At 65.5% G+C, this 26,337-nt stretch carries 12 protein-coding genes; 3 read left to right on the forward strand and 9 right to left on the reverse strand.

The window, feature by feature from the left end; translation table 11 throughout:
• Positions 1-155: 155 nt before the first annotated feature.
• From ACZK4S_RS01185 to ACZK4S_RS01215, 7 genes are all read right to left on the reverse strand, one after another.
• Complete coding sequence (locus ACZK4S_RS01185; protein WP_463643110.1) at positions 156-5,468, reverse strand: alpha-L-fucosidase; 5,313 nt, start codon at positions 5,466-5,468, stop codon at positions 156-158.
• Positions 5,469-5,703: 235 nt separating this feature from the next.
• Positions 5,704-6,897: an elongation factor Tu gene (gene tuf, locus ACZK4S_RS01190; RefSeq protein WP_076060712.1), complete on the reverse strand. Its 1,194-nt coding sequence runs from the start codon at positions 6,895-6,897 to the stop codon at positions 5,704-5,706.
• 182 nt (positions 6,898-7,079) lie between these two features.
• Positions 7,080-7,541 carry a GNAT family N-acetyltransferase gene (locus ACZK4S_RS01195; RefSeq protein WP_463643111.1) on the reverse strand — a complete coding sequence of 154 codons (462 nt, stop codon included), beginning with the start codon at positions 7,539-7,541 and terminating at the stop codon, positions 7,080-7,082.
• Between the two features lie 77 nt (positions 7,542-7,618).
• Positions 7,619-9,700, reverse strand: coding sequence for an elongation factor G (gene fusA, locus ACZK4S_RS01200; protein WP_463643112.1), 2,082 nt, complete (start codon positions 9,698-9,700; stop codon positions 7,619-7,621).
• Between the two features lie 82 nt (positions 9,701-9,782).
• Entirely contained in the window at positions 9,783-10,253 is a 471-nt protein-coding gene (rpsG, locus tag ACZK4S_RS01205; protein ID WP_076060714.1) for a 30S ribosomal protein S7, read from the reverse strand.
• Positions 10,253-10,624, reverse strand: a complete 372-nt coding sequence (gene rpsL / locus ACZK4S_RS01210; protein WP_076060716.1) for a 30S ribosomal protein S12 — start codon at positions 10,622-10,624, stop codon at positions 10,253-10,255. Before rpsL ends, rpsG begins: the two co-directional genes overlap by 1 nt.
• Before the next feature lie 351 nt (positions 10,625-10,975).
• Positions 10,976-14,104: a discoidin domain-containing protein gene (locus ACZK4S_RS01215; protein WP_463643113.1), complete on the reverse strand. Its 3,129-nt coding sequence runs from the start codon at positions 14,102-14,104 to the stop codon at positions 10,976-10,978.
• 420 nt (positions 14,105-14,524) lie between these two features.
• Between ACZK4S_RS01215 and chvE the strand changes: the two genes are divergently transcribed.
• From chvE to mmsB, 3 genes are all read left to right on the forward strand, one after another.
• Positions 14,525-15,664 carry a multiple monosaccharide ABC transporter substrate-binding protein gene (chvE, locus tag ACZK4S_RS01220; RefSeq protein ID WP_076060721.1) on the forward strand — a complete coding sequence of 380 codons (1,140 nt, stop codon included), beginning with the start codon at positions 14,525-14,527 and terminating at the stop codon, positions 15,662-15,664.
• Between the two features lie 78 nt (positions 15,665-15,742).
• Entirely contained in the window at positions 15,743-17,278 is a 1,536-nt protein-coding gene (gene mmsA / locus ACZK4S_RS01225) for a multiple monosaccharide ABC transporter ATP-binding protein (protein ID WP_463643114.1), read from the forward strand.
• A 1-nt stretch (position 17,279) separates the two neighbouring features.
• Positions 17,280-18,470 (forward strand): multiple monosaccharide ABC transporter permease, encoded by a 1,191-nt coding sequence (gene mmsB / locus ACZK4S_RS01230; protein WP_463643115.1) that lies wholly within the window; start codon positions 17,280-17,282, stop codon positions 18,468-18,470.
• 303 nt (positions 18,471-18,773) lie between these two features.
• Here the strand turns inward: mmsB and rpoC are convergent, their stop codons facing one another.
• Both rpoC and rpoB read right to left on the reverse strand, forming a co-directional pair.
• The gene (rpoC, locus tag ACZK4S_RS01235) at positions 18,774-22,712 is read right to left on the reverse strand and encodes a DNA-directed RNA polymerase subunit beta' (protein ID WP_463643116.1); all 3,939 of its coding nucleotides are present in this window, start codon (positions 22,710-22,712) and stop codon (positions 18,774-18,776) included.
• A 136-nt stretch (positions 22,713-22,848) separates the two neighbouring features.
• Positions 22,849-26,322, reverse strand: a complete 3,474-nt coding sequence (rpoB, locus tag ACZK4S_RS01240; protein ID WP_143570923.1) for a DNA-directed RNA polymerase subunit beta — start codon at positions 26,320-26,322, stop codon at positions 22,849-22,851.
• Positions 26,323-26,337 lie beyond the last annotated feature (15 nt).

Below are 26,337 nucleotides of genomic sequence, written 5' to 3' on the forward strand. Positions count from 1 at the left end.
GGGCAACCTTCTGTCGACGGTGACGGATGCAAACGCTACGGGGCGCGCTCAGCTGAACCGCTAAACCCGCGTCAAATGAACATCCTTTCTGAAGCGTTGAAGGCCCCGGAGTCTTTCGACTCCGGGGCCTCGTGCAGCCGCCGCTCAGAGACCGGTCAGCGCTTCTCGGGACCTCCGAACATCACGATGTTGTTGAAGACCCACTCGTTGCTCTGCGAGAAGGTGTACCCACCCGCAGGCTTCGCGGTGGCCGCATACACCGTCGTCATCGTGTAGGAACGGCACGCGCCCCTACCCGTGGCGGCGGTGTCGCACTCGGTCTTCCACTGACGACCAGCCGACGTGAACTCCCCAGCCTGACCCAGCGGGTTACCCTTCCACGCCTGACGCGTCATGTACGGCAGGTACGTCAGGTTGTTGAACGCCCACCCCGACTCCCGCACGAACTTACCGTCCTCCACCTTGACCACAGTGGCCCAGATCTCCGTGCGGCACCGCTCCGTCTGCGAATACGCCTCACACGTCGTGAACCACTGACGGCCGTTAAAGTCGTGCTTACCCGGCAGCGTGTACGGCACCGACGGCACGTACTTGTCCGAGGCCGGCGTGGTCGTCGGCTTACCCGACGGCGTGACCGTCGGCTTCACTGAGGGCTTCACCGACGGCGACTTCGACGGGCTCGGCGACACAGACGGGCTCGGTGACGCCGAGGGCGAAACGCTCGCCGACGGCGACGGCGACGGCGACGGCGACGGCGACGGCGACGGCGACGGCGACGCAGCCGGCGTCACCATGACCGTTGCGGATCCGGCGGCGGTTCCGTCAGTGGCGCTCACCGTCGCGGCACCAACCGCTTGGCCGGCTGGCACGGTGATCTGCGCCGTGGCCACGCCCACCTCGTTGGCGGGCACGGTCACCGCGCTGCCCCCGAGCGTCACCGTCACGTCCGCGCCGGGCACGAACCCTATGCCGATCACGGTCACCTCAGAGCCCCGCTCAGCCGTCGCTGGGGACACAGACACCCGCGCGTCGGTCAGCGGAGCATCGGTCAGGTCAGCCACCTCGACAGGCCCCCGGAGGTTGAGCTCCGCGATCTGCGCCCACGGCTGGCTCTGCCCGCCGGACGCGGTCACGGCCGATGTGGACGTGAGACGCAGGTACCGCGTGGTGACGGGCTGGTCGAAGGTAACCGTCTTGGCGTCGGTGTTCGACGCGTCGAAGTTGCCCTTCGCCACCTGTGTGTAGACAGCATCTGCGGGGTTCGCGAAGGCTCGGCCCTGCAGTTCGGTCGCGGTCCGGGTGCCGAAGGTGCCCGTCGCCGAGTGCACCTCGAAGCCGACGATCTGCCCGTTACAGGCTGCCGGATTGATCGAGGAGCCACACGCCGACTTGGGGCGGGGCACGTACGTCAGCGAACCGATCGTCTGCACCGACCCGAGATCCACGGTGATGAAGTGCGGGTGCGGCGGGTTCGAGCCCTCCCACTGCGTGTGCCAGAACGACGCCGGGTTGCCGTCGATGGCGGCGGTGACGTAGCCGTTGCCCCCGCCTTCGGCCGGTTCCGCCGAGTTCCACGCTACGACGCCGGAGATGGCGACCGGGGCGGCCGGGTTCACCAGGGCAATCTGCGCCGACACAGCGCCGGTTTCACCCGTCGGGGTCAGCACCGTGGCGGTGATCACTCCCGACGTGCCCGACTGTGGCGCCCGCACCGTGACGGTGGCGATGCCATCGCCGGCGGGAACCCACTGACGCGAGGGGGAGACTACCCAGCCTGCCGGAGCATCCACGACCAGCACGCTGTCGGCGGGCAGACCGTTGGTGATCAGCGAAATGGTCTGGGTGGTGCCCAGCGTCATACCGGTGGGTTCGCTGGCCAGCTCCACCAGCGGAGCGCGGCTGACCACGAGCTCGAAGGTGACACTCGCGGACCCGCCGCGACCGTCGCTGACAGTGACCGTCACCTGGCTGGTGCCCGTGGCAGTCGGTGAGCCGGAGATGAGGCCGGTCTCGGCGTTGAGGGTGACGCCGGCCGGGAGGCCGGTCGCCGAATAGGTCAACGCGTCCCCATCGCGGTCGGACGCGAGGATCTGGATCGCGACGTCGCGCTCGACGATGGCGCTCTGGGCGCCGACATCGGTGATGCGGGGCTCACGGTTGCTGTCGGGATCGACGAACACCTCAAGGTTCTGGCTCGCGTCGTACGACGCGAACCAGTCTTCGGCCGGGGCAGCACCGATGGTGGGCATGACCTTACCGTCGTACGTGGTGACCACGACGGGCTCGTCCGCAGTGCCGTAGGCCCACAGGCGGGCGCTGGAGTCGTCACACGAGGTGCCCGACTTGAAGAAGACCGTCGCACTCGGCGCCAGGTCCAGGGTGCGCAGCTGCTCAAGCGAGTTCAGCGGCGCGGTCTGGGTGCCGGGGCCGGCGGTCGGGGCTTCACAGTCGATCCAGATGTCCGTGGGTCGACCGGGGTCCTGCTCCAACGTCTGGTAAAGCGACAGGTTCGCGATGCCGTAGGTGCCGCGTGCCGAGGGTACGGTGACGCGGAATTCCTGGGCGGTCACGGGGGTGTCGAGACGCCAGATGCGGTTGACACCGACGGCACGCCCGGTGGCGATCTGCTGCCAGTTGCCGGCGACCTTCGCCTCGACCTTGACCTCGCGGATCTGCTGGCCGTGGTCCGCGGCGTCCTCGCTGAGGCTGATGCGGTTGACGCGCTGGGGCGAGCCGAGGTCGATCAGCAGCGGCGTGGTGTCGTCGCCGCCATCGGAGACCCACGACGAGCGGCTGTTGCCGTCGGTGATGTCGTGGGTGGTCTCGCTGCCGACGGTGACCGCGCGGCCGAGTGCGAGGTCGTTGCCGAACGCCTTGCGACGCAGCTGTGCGAAGTCCATGATCGCGTCGACGTTGGATTGCGACAGTCGACCCTCCGTCGTCGGGGGCACGTTCAGCAGCAGGACGGAGTTGCGGCCAACGGATGCATCCCAATGGTTGTCCAGCAGCGCCTGCCCCGTCTTCGGGGTGTCCTTGCCCGGGCCCCAGAACCAGCCCGGGGTGAGCTTCATGTCGGCCTCGGACGGCCACCAGTGCAGGTGGCTCGCCCGTCCGTCCTGCGTGGCGGAGACGATCTGGTCGTCGAAGCCGTACAGCTGGTCGAAGTTGCCCGATTGGACGGCGCCGATCCTGCCGCCGGGTTCGCTCTCCTTGACCGGTACGACAGCCCACTCGTCATTGCGGGCCCAGCCGTGCTCATTTCCGACCCAGCGGATGTCGCGGCCACCCACGGCGATCTGCGCCTTGGGTTGCAGCTTCTTGATCAGGTCGTAGTACGCCGAGTAGTCGAAGCGCTCGGTGCCGGAGGTGTTGCCGCCGGCACCGTCGAACCACACCTCGTCGACCTGGCCGTACTGGGTGAGGACTTCGTACAGCTGGTTCAAGAAGTACTGGCCGTAGTCGGTGGCGTTGTAGTTGTAGGTCGGCAGGTCGCCGGCGGCCACTGCTGCCGAGCGGTCGTCACCCTCCACCAACGTGGGAATGGTGCGGGGCGTCGCTGAGGAACCGTTGGCGTAGATGCCCTTGATCTCGGCATTCGAGTCAGCCGGTGACAGGTACAAGCCCACGCCGATGCCGTACTTGCGCGCGGCTTCGGTGAACTCCTTGACGATGTCGCCTTCGCCGTTCTTCCACGGGGAGGCGGAGATGTCGTAGTCGGAGTAGCGGGTCGGGTAGGACAGGAAGCCGTCGTGGTGCTTGACGGTCAGCACTGCCATCTTCATGCCGGCGTCGCGCAGGTTCTTCAGCCACGAGTCGATGTCGGCGTTGGTGGGATTGACCTTCTCCGCCGGGTAGGTGCCGTAGCCCCACTCGATGTTCTCGAAGGTGTTCGGGCCGAAGTGCAGGAAGCCGGTGTACTGCAGTTCCTGCCAGTCGAGCTGCTCCGCCGTCGGGCGGACTGCGCTGGCCTTGGCAATGATGTCTTCGCGGCAGTCCTCCGCGCTGACCGCGACGAAGTTTCCAGTCTCGAAGGGGCCGCCTTCGCAGGTGGCGACCGGATCCTGCGTCTGGAACAGGAAGGCTTCACTGCGGAACGCCTCGTTCAGCTGGGCCAGGCGGGCGCGCTGGATGGTGCCGGCGAAGCCGCGGTCGAGGCCGGCGGTGTTGACGTCGTTTCCGAAGGCGGTGCCACCGGGGATGGCCTGACGCATCAGCGTGGTGGCGGTGATGGTGGGACCGGCCACGCCGTCGAGCCAGAGGTGCATCTTCGCGCCGCCCTCGGGCTGCGGGTCGTAGGCCACCGAAAGGACGTGCGACGCTCCAGCGGCCGGAAGCGCGATGGTGGCGATGTGATTGGACCAGTTGCCCGCGGTTCCCGTGGGGTTGCTGGAGAAGCCGTAGCGGAGCTGCCCGTCCTGGTAGCGGACGAAGGAGTTGCCTCCGAGCGCGAAGATGGTGGCGAGGGTGCGCTGCGTGGCCGAGGGCGTGAACTCGAGCTCGGCGACGAAGCCGGCGTCGAGATTCACCGCGCTGAGCGGGTTCGGGTCGGCCAGGAAGTTGAGCGCGTGCGTGGCGGCGCTCAGAGTCGCCTGGCCGCCGCCGACGGTGGCGCCTCCACGGGACGTCAGGGCACCTTCCACGGTCTCCCCCGCCGCGGGCACGTAGGCCGTGCCGTCGAGCGAGCCGTCGAAGGAGACGTCGAGCAGGTCGGTGGTCAGGGCACGCGGCTGGAACTCGAAGGCCACGTCGGCCGAGCCGTCGGTGGCGGCGACGCGGACCTCGTGCAGCGTGCCGGGCATCCCACGGTCCTGTCCCGCCGGGTGCACGTCATTGCCGAAGCCGAACATGTTCGCCGAGCCGCTCGCGACCACGAGGGGGTGCGGGCCCGTCACCGGGGGCATGGCGACCCCGTCGAGCATGAGGTCGACGGTGGTCTGGGCAGCCGTGTAACGGTAATGCAGTGAGATCGCATGGCGTTCGCTGTCCGACGGCAGCTCCACGTCGCGCGTGTGCTTGGTCCAGGATCCGCCGAGGTTCGTGTCCCAGCCGTAGCGCAGCTTGCCGTCCTGCGCACGGACGTAGAAGTTGCCACCCGCGGACATGATCGTGTCGAAGTGGCCGACGGCGTTGGGGGTGTACTGCACCTCCATGAGGAAGCTCTTGGTTCCGCTGTCGAGCGCGAAGTTGTTCGGCAGGAACCGGATGCCCTCGGTTCCTCCGGCGAGGACGACGCCCTCGCCGGGCACCTGGTCCTCGTTCCCGTCCATTCGCTGCAGCGTGCCGCGCTTGAGCTCGGTTCCCTGGGCGGTGTAGTCCTCTGTGCCCACGAGAGAGCCGCCGAACGCGACGTTCAGCGAGTCGCCCTCTGCAGCTTGGGCGGGTTGAAGGGTGGGGGTCATGGTTGTGGCGAGAGCCACAGCGAGGGCACTGACGAGCACCTTGCTGAAGCCTGCGAATCGCTTGCGCACGGGCATTGGTCTCCGATCCTGATCAGCTCTGATCCAGTGACGTCATGCTAGACCGCGGTGTTAGCGTTGCCACGATGTGGACAACGCGACTGCGCGGTAGCCCTACGCGAGAGGGTGCAGCCCACCCACGGGTTCGGCGTCATTCCGCTTCGGGGCGGAGCCGGCAGAGGAGCGGGAACGGCGAAGGGGCCGCACAGCCAAGCTGTGCGGCCCCTTCGCGGATCAGTAGATCAGATCACTTGAGGATCTTGGTGACATTGCCTGCACCGACGGTACGGCCGCCTTCACGGATGGCGAACTTGAGGTTCTCCTCCATGGCGATCGGCTTGTTGAGGTGCACGGTCATCTCCGTGTTGTCGCCGGGCATGACCATCTCGGTTCCAGCGGGGAGCTGGACGACGCCGGTCACGTCGGTGGTGCGGAAGTAGAACTGCGGGGAGTAGTTCGAGAAGAACGGCTTGTGACGGCCGCCTTCTTCCTTGTTCAGCACGTAGACGTTGGCCTCGAAGTCGGTGTGCGGGGTGGTCGAGCCCGGCTTGATGACGACCATGCCGCGCTCGACGTCTTCCTTCTTGGTGCCGCGGAGCAGCAGGCCGACGTTCTCGCCAGCGCGACCCTCGTCGAGGATCTTGCGGAACATCTCAACACCGGTGACGGTGCTGGTCTGCTTCTGCTCACGGATGCCGATGATGTCGACGGTGTCGCCGGTGTTGACGACGCCGCGCTCGATGCGGCCGGTGATGACGGTGCCACGACCGGTGATCGTGAAGACGTCCTCAACAGGCATCAGGAAGGGCTTGTCGGTGTCGCGCTCGGGCTGCGGGATGTACTCATCCACGGCCTCCATGAGCTCGAGGACCGACTTGCTCCACTTCTCGTCGCCGTTCAGGGCGGGGAATGCGGCAACGCGGACGATCTTGGTGTCTTCGAAGCCCTGAGCGGTCAGGATCTCGTCGAGTTCCATCTCGACCAGGTCGATGAGGTCAGCGTCATCGTCGTCGATCATGTCGCACTTGTTGAGCGCGACGACGATCGCCGGCACGCCGACCTGGCGAGCCAGGAGAATGTGCTCGTGGGTCTGAGCCATCGGGCCGTCGGTGGCGGCGACCACGAGGATGGCGCCGTCCATCTGAGCCGCACCGGTGATCATGTTCTTGACGTAGTCAGCGTGTCCGGGGCAGTCGACGTGCGCGTAGTGACGCTTCTCGGTCTGGTACTCGACGTGCGAGATCGAAATGGTGATACCACGCTGGCGCTCTTCGGGCGCCTTGTCGATCTGGTCGAACGCCGAGGCAGAGTTCCACTGCGGGTACGCGTCGTGCAGCACCTTCGTGATCGCCGCGGTGAGAGTGGTCTTGCCGTGGTCGACGTGTCCGATGGTGCCGATGTTGCAGTGCGGCTTGGTCCGCTCAAACTTGGCCTTTGCCACGAGGGCTCCTTCTTGGATCTCGCCACGCACTCTGCGCAGCTCTAGATTTTCGGGGTTCCTGATGCCGGTAGGGCACAAGGGACTCATTCATTTTTGTGCAGTGAGCGCCGATAGTCAAACCAGAGGTGCTCACACTGATCGGCCAGTCTAGCGAATAGGTTCGAACTGCGGAGCGGCGAGGTTCAGATCCGGTCCCGATTGCCTATGGCCGAGGGCCGCAGCATCGAGATGTGGGCGATGCCGGCCTCCTCGAACTGCTCCGCCACCGGCCTGAACCCGAAGCCCGCATACAGGGCCTGGACGTAGGTCTGTGAGTGCAACACCATCGGCTGGGTGCCCAGGCGGTCCACGGCCTCCCGGATGAGCACGCGGGCCAGCCCCTCACCTCGCCGGTCGCTCCGTACCGCCACCCGGCCCAGCGCCCAGGAGGCGCCGTATTCCGGCGTGGCGAGCCTGAGCGTGCGCAGGTAGGCCGCCGCTCCCCCGTCGTCGTGGATGGCGTAGTGCAGCGTCTGCGGTGCGCGGTCGTGCGCGTCGATATCCTGGACGTCGGCACGCTGCTCCACGTAGAACACCACCGAGCGCAGCACGGCGATGTCGAAGAACTCGTCCTTGCCCAGTTCGGCCCAGGTCCTGATCCGCATGTCCACAGCGTCACTGTATAGAAAACCGGCCGGGAGCTTTCGCTCCCGGCCGGTCTCACACATCGTGGGGCCGAGTGCTACTCGCCCTTCGCCTTGGCGACGATCTCTTCCATGATGTTCTTCGGGGTCTCGGCGTAGGAATCGAATTCCATCGAGTAGTTGGCCTGGCCCGAGGTCTTCGAGCGCAGGTCACCCACGTAGCCGAACATCTCCGAGAGCGGCACGAGCGCCTTGACGACACGGTTGCCGTGAAGCTCGTCCATGGACTGGATCGAGCCACGACGCGAGTTCAGGTCACCGATGACGGTGCCCAGGTAGTCCTCGGGCGTGGTGACCTCGACGGCCATGACGGGCTCCAGGATTGCCGGGTCCGCCTTGCGCGCGGCTTCCTTGAAGGCCATGGAGCCGGCGAGCTTGAACGCCAGCTCCGAGGAGTCGACGTCGTGGTAAGCGCCGTCGGTCAGCGTCACCTTGATGTTGTCGACCGGGTAGCCGGCGAGCACGCCGAACTGCAGGGCCTCCTTGACGCCGGCGTCCACCGCGGGAATGTACTCGCGGGGGATGCGGCCGCCGGTGACGGCGTTGACAAACTCGTAGCCGGAGCCGGGCTCGGTGGGCTCGAGGTCGATGATGACGCGCGCGAACTGGCCGGAGCCACCGGTCTGCTTCTTGTGCGTGTACTCGACCTTCTGCACCTTGCGGCGCAAGGTCTCGCGGTACGCGACCTGCGGCTTGCCGATGTTCGCCTCGACCTTGAACTCCCGCTTCATGCGGTCGATCAGGACGTCGAGGTGCAGCTCACCCATACCGGCGATGATGGTCTGCCCGGTCTCCTCGTCGGTGTGGACCCGGAAGGTGGGGTCCTCCTCCGCGAGACGCTGGATGGCGTGCGACAGCTTCTCCTGGTCGGACTTCGTCTTCGGCTCGATCGCCTGCTCGATGACGGGGTTCGGGAAGGTCATCGACTCCAGCACGATGGGGTTGGCCGGGTCGCACAGGGTCTCGCCGGTGGTGGTGTCCTTGAGCCCCATGACCGCGCAGATCATGCCGGCACCGATGGAGGGGATCTCCTCACGCTTGTTGGCGTGCATCTGGTAAATCTTGCCGATGCGCTCCTTGCGGCCCTTGGTCGAGTTGAGGACCTGCGAACCAGACTGCAGGACGCCGGAGTAGACGCGCACGAAGGTCAGGCGACCCAGGTGCGGATCGGCGGCGACCTTGAAGGCGAGGGTCGACAGCGGCTCGTCGTCGGAGGGGTGACGCTCGAGCTTGACGTCCTCGTGGCCGGGCTTGAAGCCGTCGATGGCGGGCACGTCGAGCGGCGACGGCAGGTAGGCGACGACCGCGTCGAGCAGGGGCTGCACGCCCTTGTTCTTGAACGAGGTGCCACAGACCACGGCGGTGAACGCGTTGGTGATGACGCCCTTACGGATGGCCGCCTTGACCTGCGCGACCGAGGGCTCCTCGCCTTCCAGGTACAACTCCATGATGTCGTCGTCCACGTCCGCCACCCGCTCGATGAGCGTGGCGTGGGCAGCCTCGGCCTCGGCCCGGAGCTGGGCGGGGATCTCCTCGACGTCGTAGTCCTCGCCCATGGCGGTCTCGCCGCGCCACGTCAGCGCGCGCATCTCCACGAGGTCGACGACGCCCAGGAAGTCACCCTCGGAGCCGATGGGCAGCTGCAGCAGCACCGGATCGGTGTTGAGGCGCTCGCGGATCGTCCTGACGACGTGGCTGAACGAGGCGCCGGTGCGGTCGAGCTTGTTGATGTAGCAGATGCGCGGCACGCCGTACTTGGTGGCCTGGCGCCACACGGTCATCGACTGCGGCTCGACGCCGGCCACGCCGTCGAACACCGCAACGGCGCCGTCGAGGACGCGGAGCGAACGCTCGACCTCGACCGTGAAGTCCACGTGCCCGGGGGTGTCGATGATGTTGATGAGGTGTTCGTGCCAGAAACAGGTCGTCGCGGCGGACGTGATCGTGATGCCGCGCTCCTGCTCCTGCTCCATCCAGTCCATGGTGGCTGCGCCGTCATGGGTCTCACCGATCTTGTGGTTCTTGCCGGTGTAGAACAGGATGCGCTCGGTCGTGGTGGTCTTGCCGGCATCAATGTGCGCCATGATGCCGATGTTGCGAACCTTGTTCAGGTCGGTCACAGTTCGGTCCTTCTCGAGTATCGAAGAGTCAAGTCGTTAGACGGTGAGAGCCCCCGTACCCTGCGGTACGGGGGCAGCTGAATCACCAGCGGTAGTGGGCGAAGGCGCGGTTGGCCTCGGCCATCTTGTGCGTGTCCTCGCGGCGCTTCACGGAAGCACCCAGACCGTTCGAGGCGTCGAGAATCTCGTTCATGAGACGCTCGGTCATCGTCTTCTCGCGACGAGCGCGGGAGAAGCTGACGAGCCAACGCAGCGCCAGAGTGTTCTGACGGCCGGGCTTGACCTCGATCGGCACCTGGTAGGTGGCGCCACCGACGCGGCGGGACTTGACTTCGATCGAAGGCTTGACGTTGTCGAGAGCCTTCTTCAGCGTCTGCACCGGATCGGTACCGGTCTTGGCGCGGGCGCCCTCGAGGGCGTCGTAGACGATGCCCTGGGCGACGGACTTCTTACCGTCGAGCAGGATCTTGGAGACGAGCTGCGAAACGAGCGGCGAACCGTAGACGGGGTCGATGACCACGGGACGCTTCGGGGCGGGACCCTTGCGAGGCATTACTTCTCCTTCTTGGCGCCGTAGCGGCTGCGGGCCTGCTTGCGGCCCTTGACACCCTGGGTGTCGAGCGAGCCGCGGACGATCTTGTAGCGCACACCGGGGAGGTCCTTCACACGACCACCGCGCACGAGCACCATCGAGTGCTCCTGGAGGTTATGGCCGACGCCCGGGATGTAGGCGGTGACTTCGATGCCGGAGCTCAAACGCACACGCGCGACCTTACGGAGCGCGGAGTTCGGCTTCTTCGGCGTGGTGGTGTACACGCGAGTGCACACGCCGCGGCGCTGGGGCGAGCCCTTCAGCGCGGGCGTATTGCTCTTGGACGGTTTGTCCCTGCGGCCCTTCCGGACCAGCTGCTGAATAGTTGGCACCTGTTTGGTTTCACTTTCGTTGTCTGGATATTGGCGGGGGTTTCCCTGGCGCAGGTCTCCGTGTCATCGTTCCGGGTCACCGTTCCGGGCAGAAACACAGTTGGCTGCCGTGCGAACACCGCACGCGTCAGGGATCCTCGCAACGTTTAGGACCTGAGCGTCATGCCAGGGCACGCACAATCGCGCCCTAGTCCGGGCACGCTTGCCAAGATTACTCCACCGGTGCCTGAGGGTCAAAAATCCCGCGGACCAAAATGGCACCCCCTAGTGAGGTGCCGCCAGCCCCCCGTCACACAAGCCGGCCGCCCTCCCGTCAGGGAAGGCGGCCGGCTCACACCCTCAGGTGCACCGTCAGCGCTTCTCCGGTCCCCCGAACATCACGATGTTGTTGAACACCCACTCGTTGCTCTGGCTGAAGGTGTACCCACCGGCAGGCTTGGCGGTGGCGGCGTACACCGTCGTCATCGTGTAGGAGCGGCACGCGCCCCTGCCTGTGGCGGCGGTGTCACACTCGGTGCGCCACTGACGCCCACCGGAGGTGAACACACCGTCGGTGGTCGAGCCCAGGTCGCCCAGCGGGTTGCCCTTCCAGGCCTCCCGCGTCATGAACGGCAGGTACGTCAGGTTGTTGAACGCCCACCCCGACTCCCGGACGAACTGGCCGTTGTCCACCTTGACCACCGTGGCCCAGATGTCAGTGCGGCACCGCTCCGTCTGCGAATACGGCTCACACGTGGTCATCCACTGACGACCGTTGAAGTCGTGCTTCCCGGGCTGGGTGTACGGCGCAGTGCGGACGAACTTGCCGGTGCCCGCAGTAGCAGTGGGCTTCACCGTCGGCGACTTCGACGCAGTCGACGACACCGTCGGCTTCCCGGTCGGCGTCGCAGACGGGGAAGGCCCGACCTTCGGCTGCACCGAGATGGTGAATTCCATCAGAGCCACGTTGCCCGCAGCGTCGGCGACCAGCACCGTCACCTCGTGGTCACCGACCGCGATCGTCGTGCCCGAGATCACGCCGGACTGGGCGTTGATGCTGAGTCCTGCAGGTAGGCCGGTGGCGGAGTGGACCAGTGGCGTGGAGTCATCCTGCGCTCCTACCCGGATGGTCGCGGCCACGCCCGACGTGACTTTGGTGGTGGCCAGCTGCGTGACCGCGGGAGCGGAAATGTCTCCCTGAGGATCGATCTCCGGTGCGGGGATGATCACCTCGTAGATCGAGAGGTAGGGGCTCAATGCCTTCTCCGTCACGTTGATCCGCACATACCGCGCATCGACCTGGTCGAACTCGAGTTGGTCCACCCGCTCGCCGGAGCTCTGGGCGCTCCTGGAGCCGACTTCCGTCCAGGTCACTGCGTCGTCCGAGACGAGCACGGTGTAGGCGGCGGCAGCGGCCGCTTCCCAATGGACCTGAACCTGATCCATGGCGCGCCGGGCACCGAGATCGATCTGCAGCCACGTGGGCATCGCATAACTGGCGGACCAGCGCGTGCGCAGGTTGCCGTCGAGGGTGTTCTCCGGACCGAACGCCGGTGCCTCGTTACCGGAAGCGGTGGCGGTGGCGCCATCGGTCAGCGGACGCGGCCCGTTGACCACGACCTCCCAGGCGCTCGCACCTGCTTCGGACTTTGCCGAGACCCGCACGTACCGGCCGATCATGGCGGCGAACTCGACGCTGTTGCCGGTGACGTGCACCGCGACCGCGCGCCAGTTCTCGCCGTCGTCGGAGATCTCCACGTGGTACGAGGTGGGCAGGGGTTGGGCCCAGGCGACGTCCACGCTCTCGATGGTGTTCGACGCGCCGAGATCAACCACGAAGGAGGGGTCCTTCTGCGTGCTGACCCACCGCGTCGTGCGGCTGCCGTCGGTGAGCGCCGCAGCGGGACCCTCCGGAGTGCTGGACGAAGCGGTGACGCTGGCATTGCGGCTCAGCTCGACGGTACCGGGCTGCGACACCGCACCGATGGTGGTCAGACCGGGGCCCCGCCCGATCTCGCGGACCCCCGCGGTGAACTCGGCGTAGGTGCGCGTCGGGGTCTGTGCATTCCACGTCTTCTGGGAGATGACAGGGAAGGAATCCTCGATCAGACCGTCGACGTCGAGTTCGGTGTAATCAGCGTCCACCAGGTCGTTCCAGACCGCGAACCGGGCGCCGTTGGGCGCACCCGCCGGCACGATGTCGGTGGCGTCGAGCCTGTTGGGCAGCCACACGTCGTAGAGCCGCTGGTTGTTGAGGCCTTGGCCGTGGTAGTAGTTCGCGAACGGCACCACGTAGAGGGTGGAGTCGTTCATGTTGATGTACTCGTAGCCGTCAGCCTCTGCGCTGGCCATGCCGTACCAACCGTTGTTCCAAGCGCCGATCAGCACGTCACGGTCATAGCCGGCAGCTGAACCGTGCATCACCGTCATGGAGCCCCACGCGGCCGGCTTCTTGCCGTGGCTGCGGATGTACGCAGCCATCTCATTGAAGAAGTCCCGGTACTCCTCGGCCTCTGCTCGGCTGTACTCATCCGCGCCGAAGTGGACGACCGGGCCCTCGAACCAGTCGATGAACTCGCCGAAGATCAGCTTGATCATCTCGCGCGTCTCCGGCTTGGAGAGGTCGAGCATGTCGTCGTCGCCTCCGTTGAGTCCCAGTTCGGGGCGCCACTGGATGAACGCCAGCGAGTGTGCAGGCACGTCGATCTCGGGCGTGATCACGACGGCGTTATCAGCTGCGGTCTCCTCGAAGGAGCGCCAGGTCTCTCGGTCGTAGCTGCCGTCCTCAGCCGCGAGACCGGCCAACTCGGGGTTGTCCGAGGCGAGGCGGAAAGCGGCGTACCCGTCCTGCCAGCCGGTGCTGGGGCGAGGGATCTGGTTGTCGTTCAGGTGGATCTGGAAGGAGTTCAGCTTGTACCAGCCCATCATCTTGATGTAGTCGCGCAGGAACTCGGGTGTGAAGTAGCGGCGGCCGACATCGAGCATGAAGCCACGGTCGGCGTAATCGGGCCAGTCGTGCGCCGTACCGACGGGGAACTGGTCGCGTCCCTCTGACTGCATCAAGCCCTGCAGGAGAGTGCGCGTTCCGTAATACAGACCCTGCTCACTGTGAGCGGTGATCGTCACCTGGTCCTCGCCGGCGACAAGCTCGTAGCCCTCGGCGTTGAACAACTCGCCGGCCCCCGTGACGCTGAGCTCCTCATCTATCAGCAGGACGATATCCGCGGAGCCCGTGGTCGTGGTGGTCTGCGCAGGGAAGCCGGTGTAGGCGGTGAGGTCATCGACGAAGCGGCCGGCGAGATCCGCGGCTTCTGGCGCGGCGACGGTCGTCGGTCCATCCGCATCCTGTTGGAAGTTGCCTTGGCCCCCCACCCATTGCTGTAGTTCCGGAACGATGAGCGGTGCGGCGTTGGGCTGCGCGTTCGCGTGCGGTGCCGCAAGCGTGCTGCCGACCATCGCCACTGCCATGATGGGGACAAAATACCGAGCCAGTGACTTCATCATGAATCCTTTCGACGCCCCAAGACACCATCCCGGGGTTCCTTGTGTCTGCAGGTCGGGGCGATGTGCTCACCCACCTTGAGCAACACCACCAACGGCCGCTCAGCCTTCAGCACCGGGTTCGGGGCGGGACCGATCGGCTCGAACGCGTCTGCGCAGGCGCGGATGATACCGCGGCGCCACCTCGATCAGCAGTGGGGGTGGCTTGGGGATTCGTTATGAAACCGAGACTGACCGATTGCGCGATTCACGTTGACGGGGGCCTCTCAGTTGAGCACCATGTGACAGAGAAAACCGTTTCACGGGTCCTCGTATGCCGCCCCGTGTCACACATGCCGATTCGTCGGAGAGGGCATCAGAGCCCCACCCAGGGATGGCCAGAGTTGGCCTCCACTGATCCGTTTCTAGGAGGAAACGATAATGAAGCTCAATCGTCGCGGGTTCATCGGGCTGGGCGCTGCCAGCGTTGCCGTCCTCGGTCTGGCCGCCTGCGGAAATGACACCGCCGCACCCGGTACCGATCCGACCACCTCCGCCAGCGCCGGCGGAGGCGAAGCGGCAGCCGGCGGCAAGGTCGGCGTCTCGATGCCCACCCAGACCTCGGAGCGCTGGATCGCCGACGGCGACGCCGTCAAGTCGCAGCTCGAGGAGGCCGGCTTCGAGGTCGACCTGCAGTTCGCCAACGATGACATCCCGACCCAGTCGCAGCAGGTCGACCAGATGATCACCCAGGGCGTCAAGGTCCTCATCATCGCCGCCATCGACGGCACCGCGCTCGCACCGCAGCTGGATGCAGCGGCCGCAGCCGGCATCAAGGTGATCTCGTACGACCGTCTGATCCGCGACTCGGAGAACGTCGACTTCTACGTTTCCTTCGACAACTTCAAGGTCGGCGTCGCTCAGGGCCAGTCCCTCATCGACGGCCTCGCTGAGCGCTTCAGCGCCGAGAATCCCGCCAACATCGAACTGTTCGCCGGATCGCTGGACGACAACAACGCCCACTTCTTCTTCGACGGCGCCATGTCGGTCCTGCAGCCGAAGATCGATGCGGGCGAGTACGTCGTCCCCTCGGGCCAGACCTCCATCGAACAGGCCGCCATCCTCCGTTGGCAGCAGGAGACCGCGCAGAAGCGCATGGAGGACCTCCTCACCGCCAACTACGGCGACAAGAAGCTCCACGGCGCCCTGTCCGCCTACGACGGTCTCTCGCGCGGCATCATCACCGCTCTGGAGAACAACGGCTACGGCGGCGAGACCTTCCCCATCGTCACCGGTCAGGATGCCGAGATCGCTTCGGTCAAGCTCATCAACGACGGCATCCAGTACTCGACGATCTTCAAGGACACCCGTCTCCTGGCTGAGCAGGCCGTCAAGGCCGCCGTCGCACTGCTCGAGGGCAACGAGCCCGAGGCCAACGACACCGAGACCTACGACAACGGCATGAAGGTCGTGCCGTCGTACCTCCTCGACGTCACCACCGTCACCAAGGACAACGTCACGGAGGCTCTGGTGGACACCGGCTACTGGACCCAGGAGCAGGTCGACTCCGGCGTTGCCTGATCCCGGGTAACTGACGTGATGGGGCCGGTGGTTGAATATCAACCGCCGGCCCCATCCGAGATTGAAAGCAGGCATACCTTGAGCGACATCATTCTCGAGATGCGCAACATCACCAAGGAATTCCCCGGTGTGAAGGCGCTGTCAGACGTGAATCTCAGCGTGCGGCGTGGCGACATCCACGCCATCTGCGGTGAGAACGGAGCCGGCAAGTCCACCCTCATGAAGGTGCTGTCAGGCGTCTACCCGCACGGAACCTACGATGGCCAGATCTTCTTCGATGACGAAGAGGTCAAGTTCAACTCGATCAACCAGTCCGAGGCCAAGGGCATCGTCATCATCCACCAGGAGCTGGCACTGGTTCCCCAGCTGTCCATTGCGGAGAACATCTTCCTCGGCAACGAACAGGCGCAGAACGGCCGCATCAACTGGCACAAGACGAACCAGCGGGCAGCCCAACTGCTGCGCCAGGTGGGCCTCGACGAGAACCCCACCACCCTCATCCAGGACATCGGCGTCGGCAAGCAACAGTTGGTCGAGATCGCGAAAGCCCTCTCCAAAGAGGTCAAGTTGCTGATCCTCGACGAGCCCACGGCCGCTCTCAACGACACTGACTCAGCACACCTTCTCGGCCTGCTGCGCCAACTGCGTGAGCAGGGCATCACGTCGATCATGATCTCCCACAAGCTCAACGAGATCATCTCCATCGCCGACGCCAACACGATCATTCGAGACGGAATGACGATCGAGACCCTCCAGAAGGGCCCGGAGATGCAGCAGAGCCGCATCATCAAGGGCATGGTCGGCCGTGACCTCGAGCACCTCTACCCGCAACATGAGCCGAAGATCGGGGAGGAACTGTTCCGCATCGAGGACTGGTCCGTCATGCACCCCACCATCCCGGGGCGCAAGACCATCGACGACGCCAGCCTCAACGTCCACGCCGGCGAGATCGTCGGCATCGCCGGCCTCATGGGCGCAGGTCGTACCGAACTCGCCATGAGCGTGTTCGGCGAGGCGTGGGGCCACAAGGTCAGCGGCAAGGCATACCTGCACGGCAAGGAGACGAACCTCTCCTCCGTACACCAGGCGATCGACGCCGGCTTGGCGTACGCCACAGAGGACCGCAAGCGGTTCGGCCTCAACCTGATCGACGATATCCGCCGCAACATCTCCGCCGCCTCCCTCGACCGGCTCAGGACCCCTCTCGGTTCTGTCAATGCCAACGAGGAGATCAAGCGCGCCGAGCAATTCCGAGGCAGCATGCGCATCAAGGCACCATCGGTGATGACGATCGCAGGGCAGCTGTCCGGCGGTAACCAGCAGAAGGTCGTCCTCTCCAAGTGGATGATGACCGAACCCGAGGTGCTCATCCTCGACGAGCCGACCCGTGGAATCGACGTCGGCGCCAAATATGAGATCTACACGATCATCAACTCACTCGCCGACGCAGGCAAGGCCGTCATCGTGATCTCGTCCGAGTTGCCCGAACTGCTCGGCATCTGCGACCGCATCTACACGCTGGCCTTCGGGCGCATCACCGGCGTCCTGGATCGGGGCGAAGCAAACCAGGAGAACCTCATGACACTCATGACCAAGGAAAGGGAGGCTGTCTGACATGGCAAGCGTCAAGAACATGTTGGGGGCGGTGAACCTCCGCCAGAGCGGCATCTTCCTGGCTCTGGTGGCCATCGTTATCCTCTTCCAGGTCTGGACGAAGGGCCTGCTGCTCAGCCCGCCCAACGTGACCAACCTGGTGCTGCAGTACTCCTACATCCTGGTGTTGGCGATCGGCATGTTGTTCGTCATCGTCGTGGGCCACATCGACCTGTCCGTTGGCTCCGTGATCGCCCTCGTGGGTGCCATCGCGGCGACCCTCGTGATCAAGATGGGACAGGCCTGGTGGGTCGCGGTCATCGCCGGGCTCGCTGTCGGCCTGCTGATCGGCCTCTGGCACGGGTTCTGGGTGGCCTACGTCGGCATCCCCGGCTTCATTGTGACCCTGGCGTCCATGCTGCTGTTCCGTGGCGCGACGTTCATGGTGCTGGGTTCCATCTCGCTGTCCCCCATGAGCAACGAGTACAAGCAGATCGCCACGGGGTTCATCCAAGGACTCTTCGGTACAGTGCCCATCTTCGGCAAGAACGTGGACATCTTCACGCTGCTGATCGGCATCCTGGCGGTGGCCGCCTTCATCTTCAGCGCGCTGCGTACCCGCGCGGCCCGCATCCAGTACGAGCAGCCCGTGGAGAAAGCAGGCCTGATGGTCGCGAAGTTCGCCGCGATCGCCGTAGCAGTGCTCTTCTTCGCCTTCCAGCTCTCGGTGAGCCGGGGCTTCCCGATCGTGTTGTTCATCCTGGCCGCCCTGATCCTGATCTACGCCTACCTGTCGCAGAACACGGTCTACGGTCGTCACACCTACGCCATCGGCGGCAACATCCACGCGGCCCGCCTCTCCGGCGTCGACGTGAAGCGCACGATCATGCTCGTGTACGTCCACATGGGCCTGTTGTCGGCCATTGCGGGCATCATCTACTCGTCCCGCGCGAACGGTGCGCAGCCCGCCGCCGGCAATGGCATCGAACTCGATGCGATCGCCGCCTGCTTCATCGGTGGCGCAGCCGTCACCGGAGGCGTTGGCCGGGTCGTCGGCGCCATCATCGGCGGCACGATCATGGCAGTGATGACCAATGGCATGCAGCTGCTCGGCGTGGAGGCGCCCACCCAGCAGGTCGTCAAGGGCCTCGTGCTGCTCCTCGCGGTCGCGTTCGACCTCGTGAACAAGCGGCGCGCCGTGTCCAAGGGGTAACTGCCCGACAAGGCAGCAGGGCCGGAAACCGGTTCGCGGATCCTCGTGGTCCTCGCAACACCTGCTGTAGGTGATCTGAAGGACATCATGCACACGCCCGGCTGGCTCGTCCCAGCCGGGCGTTGTGCGTGGTCAGCGGTCGAACCGATCCGGCGAGCAGCCTCACGCCGCGGCACGCAGCGCTGCGCAACCGAAGGACTCGGCCCCGCAACTCCACACAAGGAAACGGTCCTCGCAACGCCCAGAACTGGGTGTTGCGAGGACCGTGAGGAACCGCCGTCAGTGCCCCCTTCGGGACCAGGTTCAGCGAATCTCGCCGAAGTCCATCTCGTCGAGCGGCACGGCCGGGCCGACCACGTCAGAGCCGAACGCGTAATCGTACGGGTCGTAGCTCATCGTGTAGGCCGTGGCGCGGGCCTCTTCGGTGGGCTCCACCCGGATGTTGCGGTAACGCTCGAGACCGGTACCGGCAGGGATCAGCTTGCCGAGGATGACGTTCTCCTTCAGGCCCATGAGCTTGTCGCTCTTGCCCTGGATGGCGGCATCCGTGAGGACCTTGGTCGTCTCCTGGAAGGACGCGGCGGACAGCCACGACTCCGTCGCGAGCGACGCCTTGGTGATACCCATGAGCACCGGACGACCCTCAGCGGGCTTGCCGCCCTCAGAGAGCGCCCGACGGTTCGAGGCCTCGTAGCTGGGACGGTCCACGAGCTCGCCCGGCATCATGTCGGTCTCGCCCGAATCGATGACGGTCACGCGACGCAGCATCTGCCGGATGATGATCTCGATGTGCTTGTCGTGGATGGGGGCACCCTGCGTGCGGTACACACGCTGGACCTCCTCCACGAGGTGCTCCTGCACCTTGCGGAGACCACGCACACGCAGCACGTCCTGCGGGTCCACCTGGCCAGCGGTCAACTGCTGACCGATCGACACGCGGACGCCGTCCTGGATGTGGATGCGCTGGCCCGTGTTGTCCTCGAACTCGAGGCGGGTGCGGCGGCCGACCGGGTACTCCAGGTCTTCGCCACCGTCGTCGCGCACGATGACGATCTTGCGCGAACGGTCGCCGTCTTCGATCCGCACGACGCCGTCGGCCTCTGCGATCGGGGCCTTGCCCTTGGGCTGGCGGGCCTCGAAGAGCTCCGTGACACGGGGCAGACCCTGCGTGATGTCGTCTCCGGCCACACCACCGGTGTGGAAGGTACGCATCGTCAGCTGGGTACCGGGCTCGCCGATGGACTGCGCGGCGACGATACCGACGGCCTCGCCGACGTCCACGAGCTTGCCGGAGGCAAGCGAACGGCCGTAGCACATGGCGCAGGTACCGGCAGCCGACTCACAGGTGAGCACGGAGCGGACCTTGACCGTGGTAACCCCGGCCTCAACCAGCTTGAGGATCTCGGCGTCACCCAGGTCCGTGCCGGCCTGGACCAGCACGTTGCCCTCGGCATCGACAGCGTCGACGGCCAGCGAGCGGGCGTAGACGGCGGTCTCCACGTCGACCGTGGTCTCCACAGAGGCGCCCTTGGCGAACGGCTCAGCAGGGATCTCGATCGGGCGGCCCGTCTCGTCCACACCTGCGGTGGTCCACTTGGCGATGACCTTGGTGAGGCCACGCTCGGTGCCGCAGTCTTCCTCGCGGATGATCACGTCCTGGGAGACGTCGACCAGACGACGGGTCAGGTAGCCGGAGTCTGCGGTACGCAGAGCGGTGTCGGCCTGGCCCTTTCGGCCACCGTGCGTCGAGATGAAGTACTCGAGCACCGACAGGCCTTCGCGGAAGTTGGACTTGATCGGGCGGGCGATGATCTCGCCCTTCGGGTTGGCCACGAGGCCTCGCATGGCGGCGATCTGACGCATCTGCGTCATGTTTCCTCGAGCGCCCGAGTCCACCATCATGAAGATGGGGTTCTCGGTCGTGAAGTTCGCCTTCATGGCCTCCGTGAGTTCCGTGGTGGCGTCACCCCAGATGCCGATGAGCTCGGACCGGCGCTCGTCCTCGGTCAGCTGACCGCGGTCGTACAGCGTGTCGATCTTGGTGGCCCGGCGCTCGTAGACGTCGAGGATCTCGGCCTTCTGCGGCGGGGTCTGGACGTCCGAGATGGACACCGTCACGCCGGAGCGCGACGCCCACTTGAAGCCCACGTCCTTCAGGTTGTCGAGCGCAGCTGCGACCTTGACCTTCGGGTACGTCTCCGCGAGCTCATTGATGATGGGGCCGAGCACGCGCTTGCCCACGACGGTGTTGACGTAGTGGAAGTCCTCCGGGAGCGCCTCGTTGAAGAGGGCGCGACCGAGCGTGGTCTCCACCAGCACCGAACCATCGGGGCGGGGCTCGACGCCGTCGACTACGACGTCACGCAGCACGATGCGGCACTTGGCGCCGATCGACAGGTCGCCGCGGTCGAAGGCCATGATGGCCTCCGCCAGCGACGAGAAGAGCCGGCCCTGTCCCTTGCCCTCACGCTCGGAGGTCAGGAAGTAGTGACCGATGATCATGTCCTGGGTGGGCATGGTCACGGGGCGGCCGTCTGCGGGCTTCAGGATGTTGTTGGTGGAGAGCATCAGCACGCGTGCCTCAGCCTGGGCCTCAGCCGACAGCGGGAGGTGCACGGCCATCTGGTCACCGTCGAAGTCGGCGTTGAACGCCGTGCAGACGAGCGGGTGGATCTGGATGGCCTTGCCCTCGATGAGCTGGGGCTCGAACGCCTGGATGCCGAGGCGGTGCAGGGTTGGTGCACGGTTCAGCAGCACGGGGTGTTCGGTGATGACCTCTTCGAGGACGTCCCACACGACGGGGCGCTGACGCTCCACCATGCGCTTGGCGGCCTTGATGTTCTGGGCGTGGTTCAGGTCGTCGAGACGCTTCATCACGAACGGCTTGAACAGCTCCAGCGCCATGGCCTTCGGCAGGCCGCACTGGTGCAGCTTGAGCTGCGGGCCGACCACGATGACCGAACGGCCCGAGTAGTCGACGCGCTTGCCGAGGAGGTTCTGGCGGAAGCGACCCTGCTTGCCCTTGAGCATGTCGGAGATCGACTTCAGCGGTCGGTTGCCCGGCCCGGTGACGGGACGGCCACGACGGCCGTTGTCGAACAGCGAGTCCACGGCTTCCTGCAGCATCCGCTTCTCGTTGTTGACGATGATCTCGGGGGCACCGAGGTCGATCAGCCTCTTGAGACGGTTGTTGCGGTTGATGACGCGCCGGTACAGGTCGTTGAGGTCCGAGGTGGCGAAGCGGCCACCGTCGAGCTGCACCATGGGTCGCAGGTCCGGGGGGATGACCGGCACGACGTCCAGCACCATCGACGACGGCGCGTTCTGGCCGTTGAGGAAGGCGCTGACCACCTTGAGGCGCTTCAGGGCACGCGTCTTGCGCTGGCCCTTGCCCGTGGCGATGGTCTCGCGCAGCGAGATGGACTCGGCCTTCAGGTCGAAGTCCTGCAGGCGCCGCTGGATCGCCTCGGCGCCCATGGAGCCCTCGAAGTACTTGCCGAAGCGCTTCTTCATCTCGCGGTAGAGAATCTCGTCGCCCTCGAGGTCCTGGACCTTCAGGCCCTTGAACCGCTGCCACACCTCGTCGATGCGGTCCAGCTGACGCTGCGCACGGGTGCGGATGAGGTTGGCTTCCTTCTCGCCAGCCTCGCGCACCTTGCGCTTGACGTCGGCCTTGGCGCCCTCTTCCTCAAGAGCGGCCAGGTCCTCTTCCAGCTTGCGCATGCGGGTTTCGATGTCCGCGTCACGCTTGCCGGCGACCTGCTTGGACTCAGCCTCGACCTTCGCCTGCAACGAGGAGAGGTCGCGGTGGCGGCCCTCCTCGTCGACGGAGGTGATCATGTGCGCGGCGAAGTAGATGACCTTCTCGAGGTCCTTCGGCGCGATGTCCAGCAGGTAACCGAGACGGCTGGGGACACCCTTGAAGTACCAGATGTGGGTCACGGGCGCGGCCAGCTCGATGTGTCCCATGCGCTCGCGACGCACGTTGCTCCGGCTCACCTGGACGCCACAGCGCTCGCAGACGATGCCCTTGAAGCGGACGCGCTTGTACTTGCCGCAGTAGCACTCCCAGTCACGGGTGGGGCCGAAGATCTTCTCGCAGAAGAGGCCGTCACGCTCGGGCTTGAGGGTTCGGTAGTTGATGGTCTCGGGCTTCTTGACCTCGCCCTCGGACCACTTCTGGATCTGCTCGGTGCTCGCGAGACCGATCCGGAGTTCATCGTAGAAGTTCACGTCCAGCACGTTTGGCTTCTCTTTCCCCTACTTCGGCAGTAGGCGCCTGTGAGACATCGGCGATCTCGCCTGTCTCGGATTTCAAGTGTGTGCGAGCGAAGCAAGCTCCGCCGGTGGGCTCACGTGGGGCGCAGCCCCCCGCGGATCAGACTTCGCCGACGTCCATGAAGTTGTCGCTACCGGGACGGCGACCGAGATCGATACCGAAGTCTTCGGCCGAACGCATGTCGTCCTCCGAATCAGTCAGGTCGATGACGGTTCCGTCGTCAGAGAGCACCTCTACGTTCAGGCAGAGGGACTTCATTTCCTTGACGAGCACCTTGAAGGACTCAGGGATGCCCGGCTCGGGGATGTTCTCCCCCTTGACGATCGCCTCGTAGACCTTGACGCGGCCAGGCACGTCATCGGACTTGATGGTGAGCAGTTCCTGCAGCGCCCAGGCGGCACCGTAGGCCTCGAGGGCCCACACTTCCATCTCACCGAAGCGCTGGCCACCGAACTGGGCCTTACCGCCGAGCGGCTGCTGGGTGATCATCGAGTACGGACCGGTCGAACGCGCGTGGATCTTGTCGTCGACCAGGTGGTGGAGCTTCAGCATGTACATGTAGCCCACGCCGATCTTCTCCGGGTACGGCTCGCCGGAGCGGCCGTCGAAGAGGCGGGCCTTGCCAGTGGAGTCCACCAGGCGGTCACCGTCGCGGGTGGTCAGCGAGTTGGCGAGGAGACCAGCGATCTCCTCCTCGTTGGCACCGTCGAACACGGGGCTGGCGACCTTGGCGTCGCCGTCGACGTGGCCGAGGCCGACGTCACGGAGGCGCTCGGCCCACTCTTCCTGGACCCCGGTGATGTCCCACCCGGTCTTGGCGATCCAGCCGAGGTGGTTCTCGAGGACCTGACCCACGTTCATTCGCGAGGGCACACCCAGCGGGTTCAGCACGATGTCGACGGGGGTGCCGTCCTCGAGGAACGGCATGTCCTCCACCGGAAGGATCTTCGAGATGACGCCCTTGTTACCGTGGCGGCCGGCGAGCTTGTCGCCGTCGGAGATCTTGCGCTTCTGGGCCACGTGCACGCGAACCAGCTGGTTCACGCCGGGGGGCAGTTCGTCGTCGTCCTCGCGGTTGAACACGCGCACGCCGATGACGGTGCCGGATTCGCCGTGGGGAACCTTGAGCGACGTGTCGCGCACCTCGCGGGCCTTCTCGCCGAAGATGGCGCGCAGCAGGCGCTCCTCCGGGGTGAGCTCGGTCTCGCCCTTGGGCGTGACCTTGCCGACCAGGATGTCGCCGGCGGAGACCTCGGCGCCGATGCGCACGATGCCACGCTCGTCGAGATCAGCCAGCATCTCGTCGGAGACGTTGGGGATCTCGCGGGTGATCTCCTCAGCGCCCAGCTTGGTGTCGCGGGCGTCGACCTCATGCTCCTCGATGTGGATCGAGGTGAGGACGTCGTCCTGCACGATGCGCTGCGACAGGATGATGGCGTCCTCGTAGTTGAGGCCCTCCCACGGCATGAAGGCCACGAGGAGGTTCTTGCCGAGTGCCAGTTCGCCCTGGTCCGTGCAGGGGCCGTCTGCCAGCGGGGTGCCGATCTCGACCCGGTCGCCGGGGCCGACCAGCGGACGCTGGTTGATGCAGGTACCTGCGTTCGAGCGGACGAACTTGTCCAGCTTGAAGCTGGAGTACGTGCCGTCGTCGTTGGCGATCTCCAGGAGGTCTGCCGAGACGGAACTCACCACGCCGGGCTTGCGGGCCAGGGTGACGTCACCGACGTCGACCGCGGCGCGGTATTCCATGCCGGTGCCGACGACGGGTGACTCGTTGCGGAGCAGGGGCACCGCCTGGCGCTGCATGTTGGCGCCCATGAGGGCACGCGAGGCGTCGTCGTGCTCGAGGAACGGGATCAGCGCCGTGGCGATGGAGACCATCTGGCGCGGGGACACGTCCATGTATTCGACCTCGCCGACGGGGACCTCGTCGGCGTCGCCGTGCTTCAGGCGGACGAGCACGCGCTCCTCCGTCAGGCGGCCGTCCTCGTTCACTGCGGCGTTGGCCTGCGCGATCGAGTAGCGGTCCTCCTCATCAGCAGTCAGGTAGTCGATCTGATCGGTCACGTGACCGTCGACGACCTTGCGGTACGGGGTCTCGATGAAGCCGAACGCGTTGACGCGGGCGAACGAGGCCAGCGAGCCGATGAGGCCGATGTTCGGGCCTTCAGGGGTCTCGATGGGGCACATGCGGCCGTAGTGCGACGGGTGGACGTCTCGGACTTCCATGCCGGCGCGGTCACGGGACAGACCACCGGGGCCCAGCGCAGATAGACGACGCTTGTGCGTCAGGCCGGCGAGCGGGTTGTTCTGGTCCATGAACTGTGACAGCTGCGAGGTTCCGAAGAACTCCTTCAGCGCGGCGGTCACCGGGCGGATGTTGATCAGCGTCTGAGGCGTGATGGCCTCGATGTCCTGCGTGGTCATCCGGTCGCGCACGACGCGCTCCATGCGGCCGAGGCCGGTGCGGAGCTGGTTCTGGATCAGCTCGCCCACGGTGCGGAGACGACGGTTACCGAAGTGGTCGATGTCGTCGGCCTCGACGGGGAGGTCACCCAGGAATTCCTTGTGCTCGTGCAGGGCGACGATGTAGCCGATGGCCGCAGAGATGTCGTCCTCGGTGAGCACCTGCTGATCGAACGGGAGCTCGAGGCCGAGCTTCTTGTTGATCTTGTAGCGGCCGACCTTGGCGAGGTCGTAACGCTTGTCGTTGAAGTAGTAGTTCTCCAGCAACTGCTGCGCAGCGTCACGTGCCGGGGGTTCGCCCGGACGGAGCTTGCGGTAGATGTCGAGGAGGGCCTCGTCCTGCGTCTTGACGGTGTCCTTCTCGAGCGTCAGCCGCATGGACTCCGCGTCGCCGAACTCAGAGAGGATGCGGTCTTCGGTCCAGCCGAGCGCCTTGAGCAGGACGGTGACGTTCTGCTTGCGCTTGCGGTCCAGACGCACGAAGACCATGTCACGCTTGTCGATCTCGAACTCGAGCCACGCGCCACGCGACGGGATGACCTTGCAGGAGAAGATGTCCTTGTCCGAGGTCTTGTCGGGGGTCTGCTCGAAGTAGACACCGGGCGAGCGCACCAGCTGGGAGACGACGACACGCTCGGTGCCGTTGATGATGAAGGTGCCACGGTCCGTCATCAGCGGGAAATCGCCGATGAAGACGGTCTGGGACTTGATTTCACCGGTTTCATTGTTGGTGAACTCAGCGGTGACGAAGAGCGGTGCCGCGTAGGTGGTGTCGCGGTCCTTGCACTCCTCGATCGTCCACTTGGGCTCTTCGAAGCGGTGGTCGCGGAACGACAACTGCATCGAGTCCTGGAAATCGGAGATGGGTGAGATCTCGGCGAAGATCTCTTCCAGGCCGGAGCGGGTGTTGACGTCGGTGCGGCCGGCAGCGAGCTGCTCTTCGACCTTCGCCCGCCAGGTCTCATTCCCGATCAGCCAGTTGTATGCGTCGATCTGCAGGTCCAGGAGGTTGGGAACCTCCAGAGGCTCGTGAATCTTCGCGAACGAGATACGACCGGTGGACGAGACGACATTGGTGTTCTTCAACGCAGAGCGCGAGGCGGCCAAGATTGGGTCCTTCCA

Source organism: Tessaracoccus zhenghani, from assembly GCF_055326325.1.

What these genes read in the sequence shown, in the direction of transcription:
- ACZK4S_RS01215 (WP_463643113.1), bottom strand. Translation starts at nt 14,104, where the DNA reads ATGAAGTCACTGGCTCGGTATTTTGTCCCCATCATGGCAGTGGCGATG.
- ACZK4S_RS01195 (WP_463643111.1), bottom strand. Translation starts at nt 7,541, where the DNA reads ATGCGGATCAGGACCTGGGCCGAACTGGGCAAGGACGAGTTCTTCGAC.
- rpsG (WP_076060714.1), bottom strand. Translation starts at nt 10,253, where the DNA reads ATGCCTCGCAAGGGTCCCGCCCCGAAGCGTCCCGTGGTCATCGACCCC.
- mmsB (WP_463643115.1), top strand. Translation starts at nt 17,280, where the DNA reads ATGGCAAGCGTCAAGAACATGTTGGGGGCGGTGAACCTCCGCCAGAGC.
- chvE (WP_076060721.1), top strand. Translation starts at nt 14,525, where the DNA reads ATGAAGCTCAATCGTCGCGGGTTCATCGGGCTGGGCGCTGCCAGCGTT.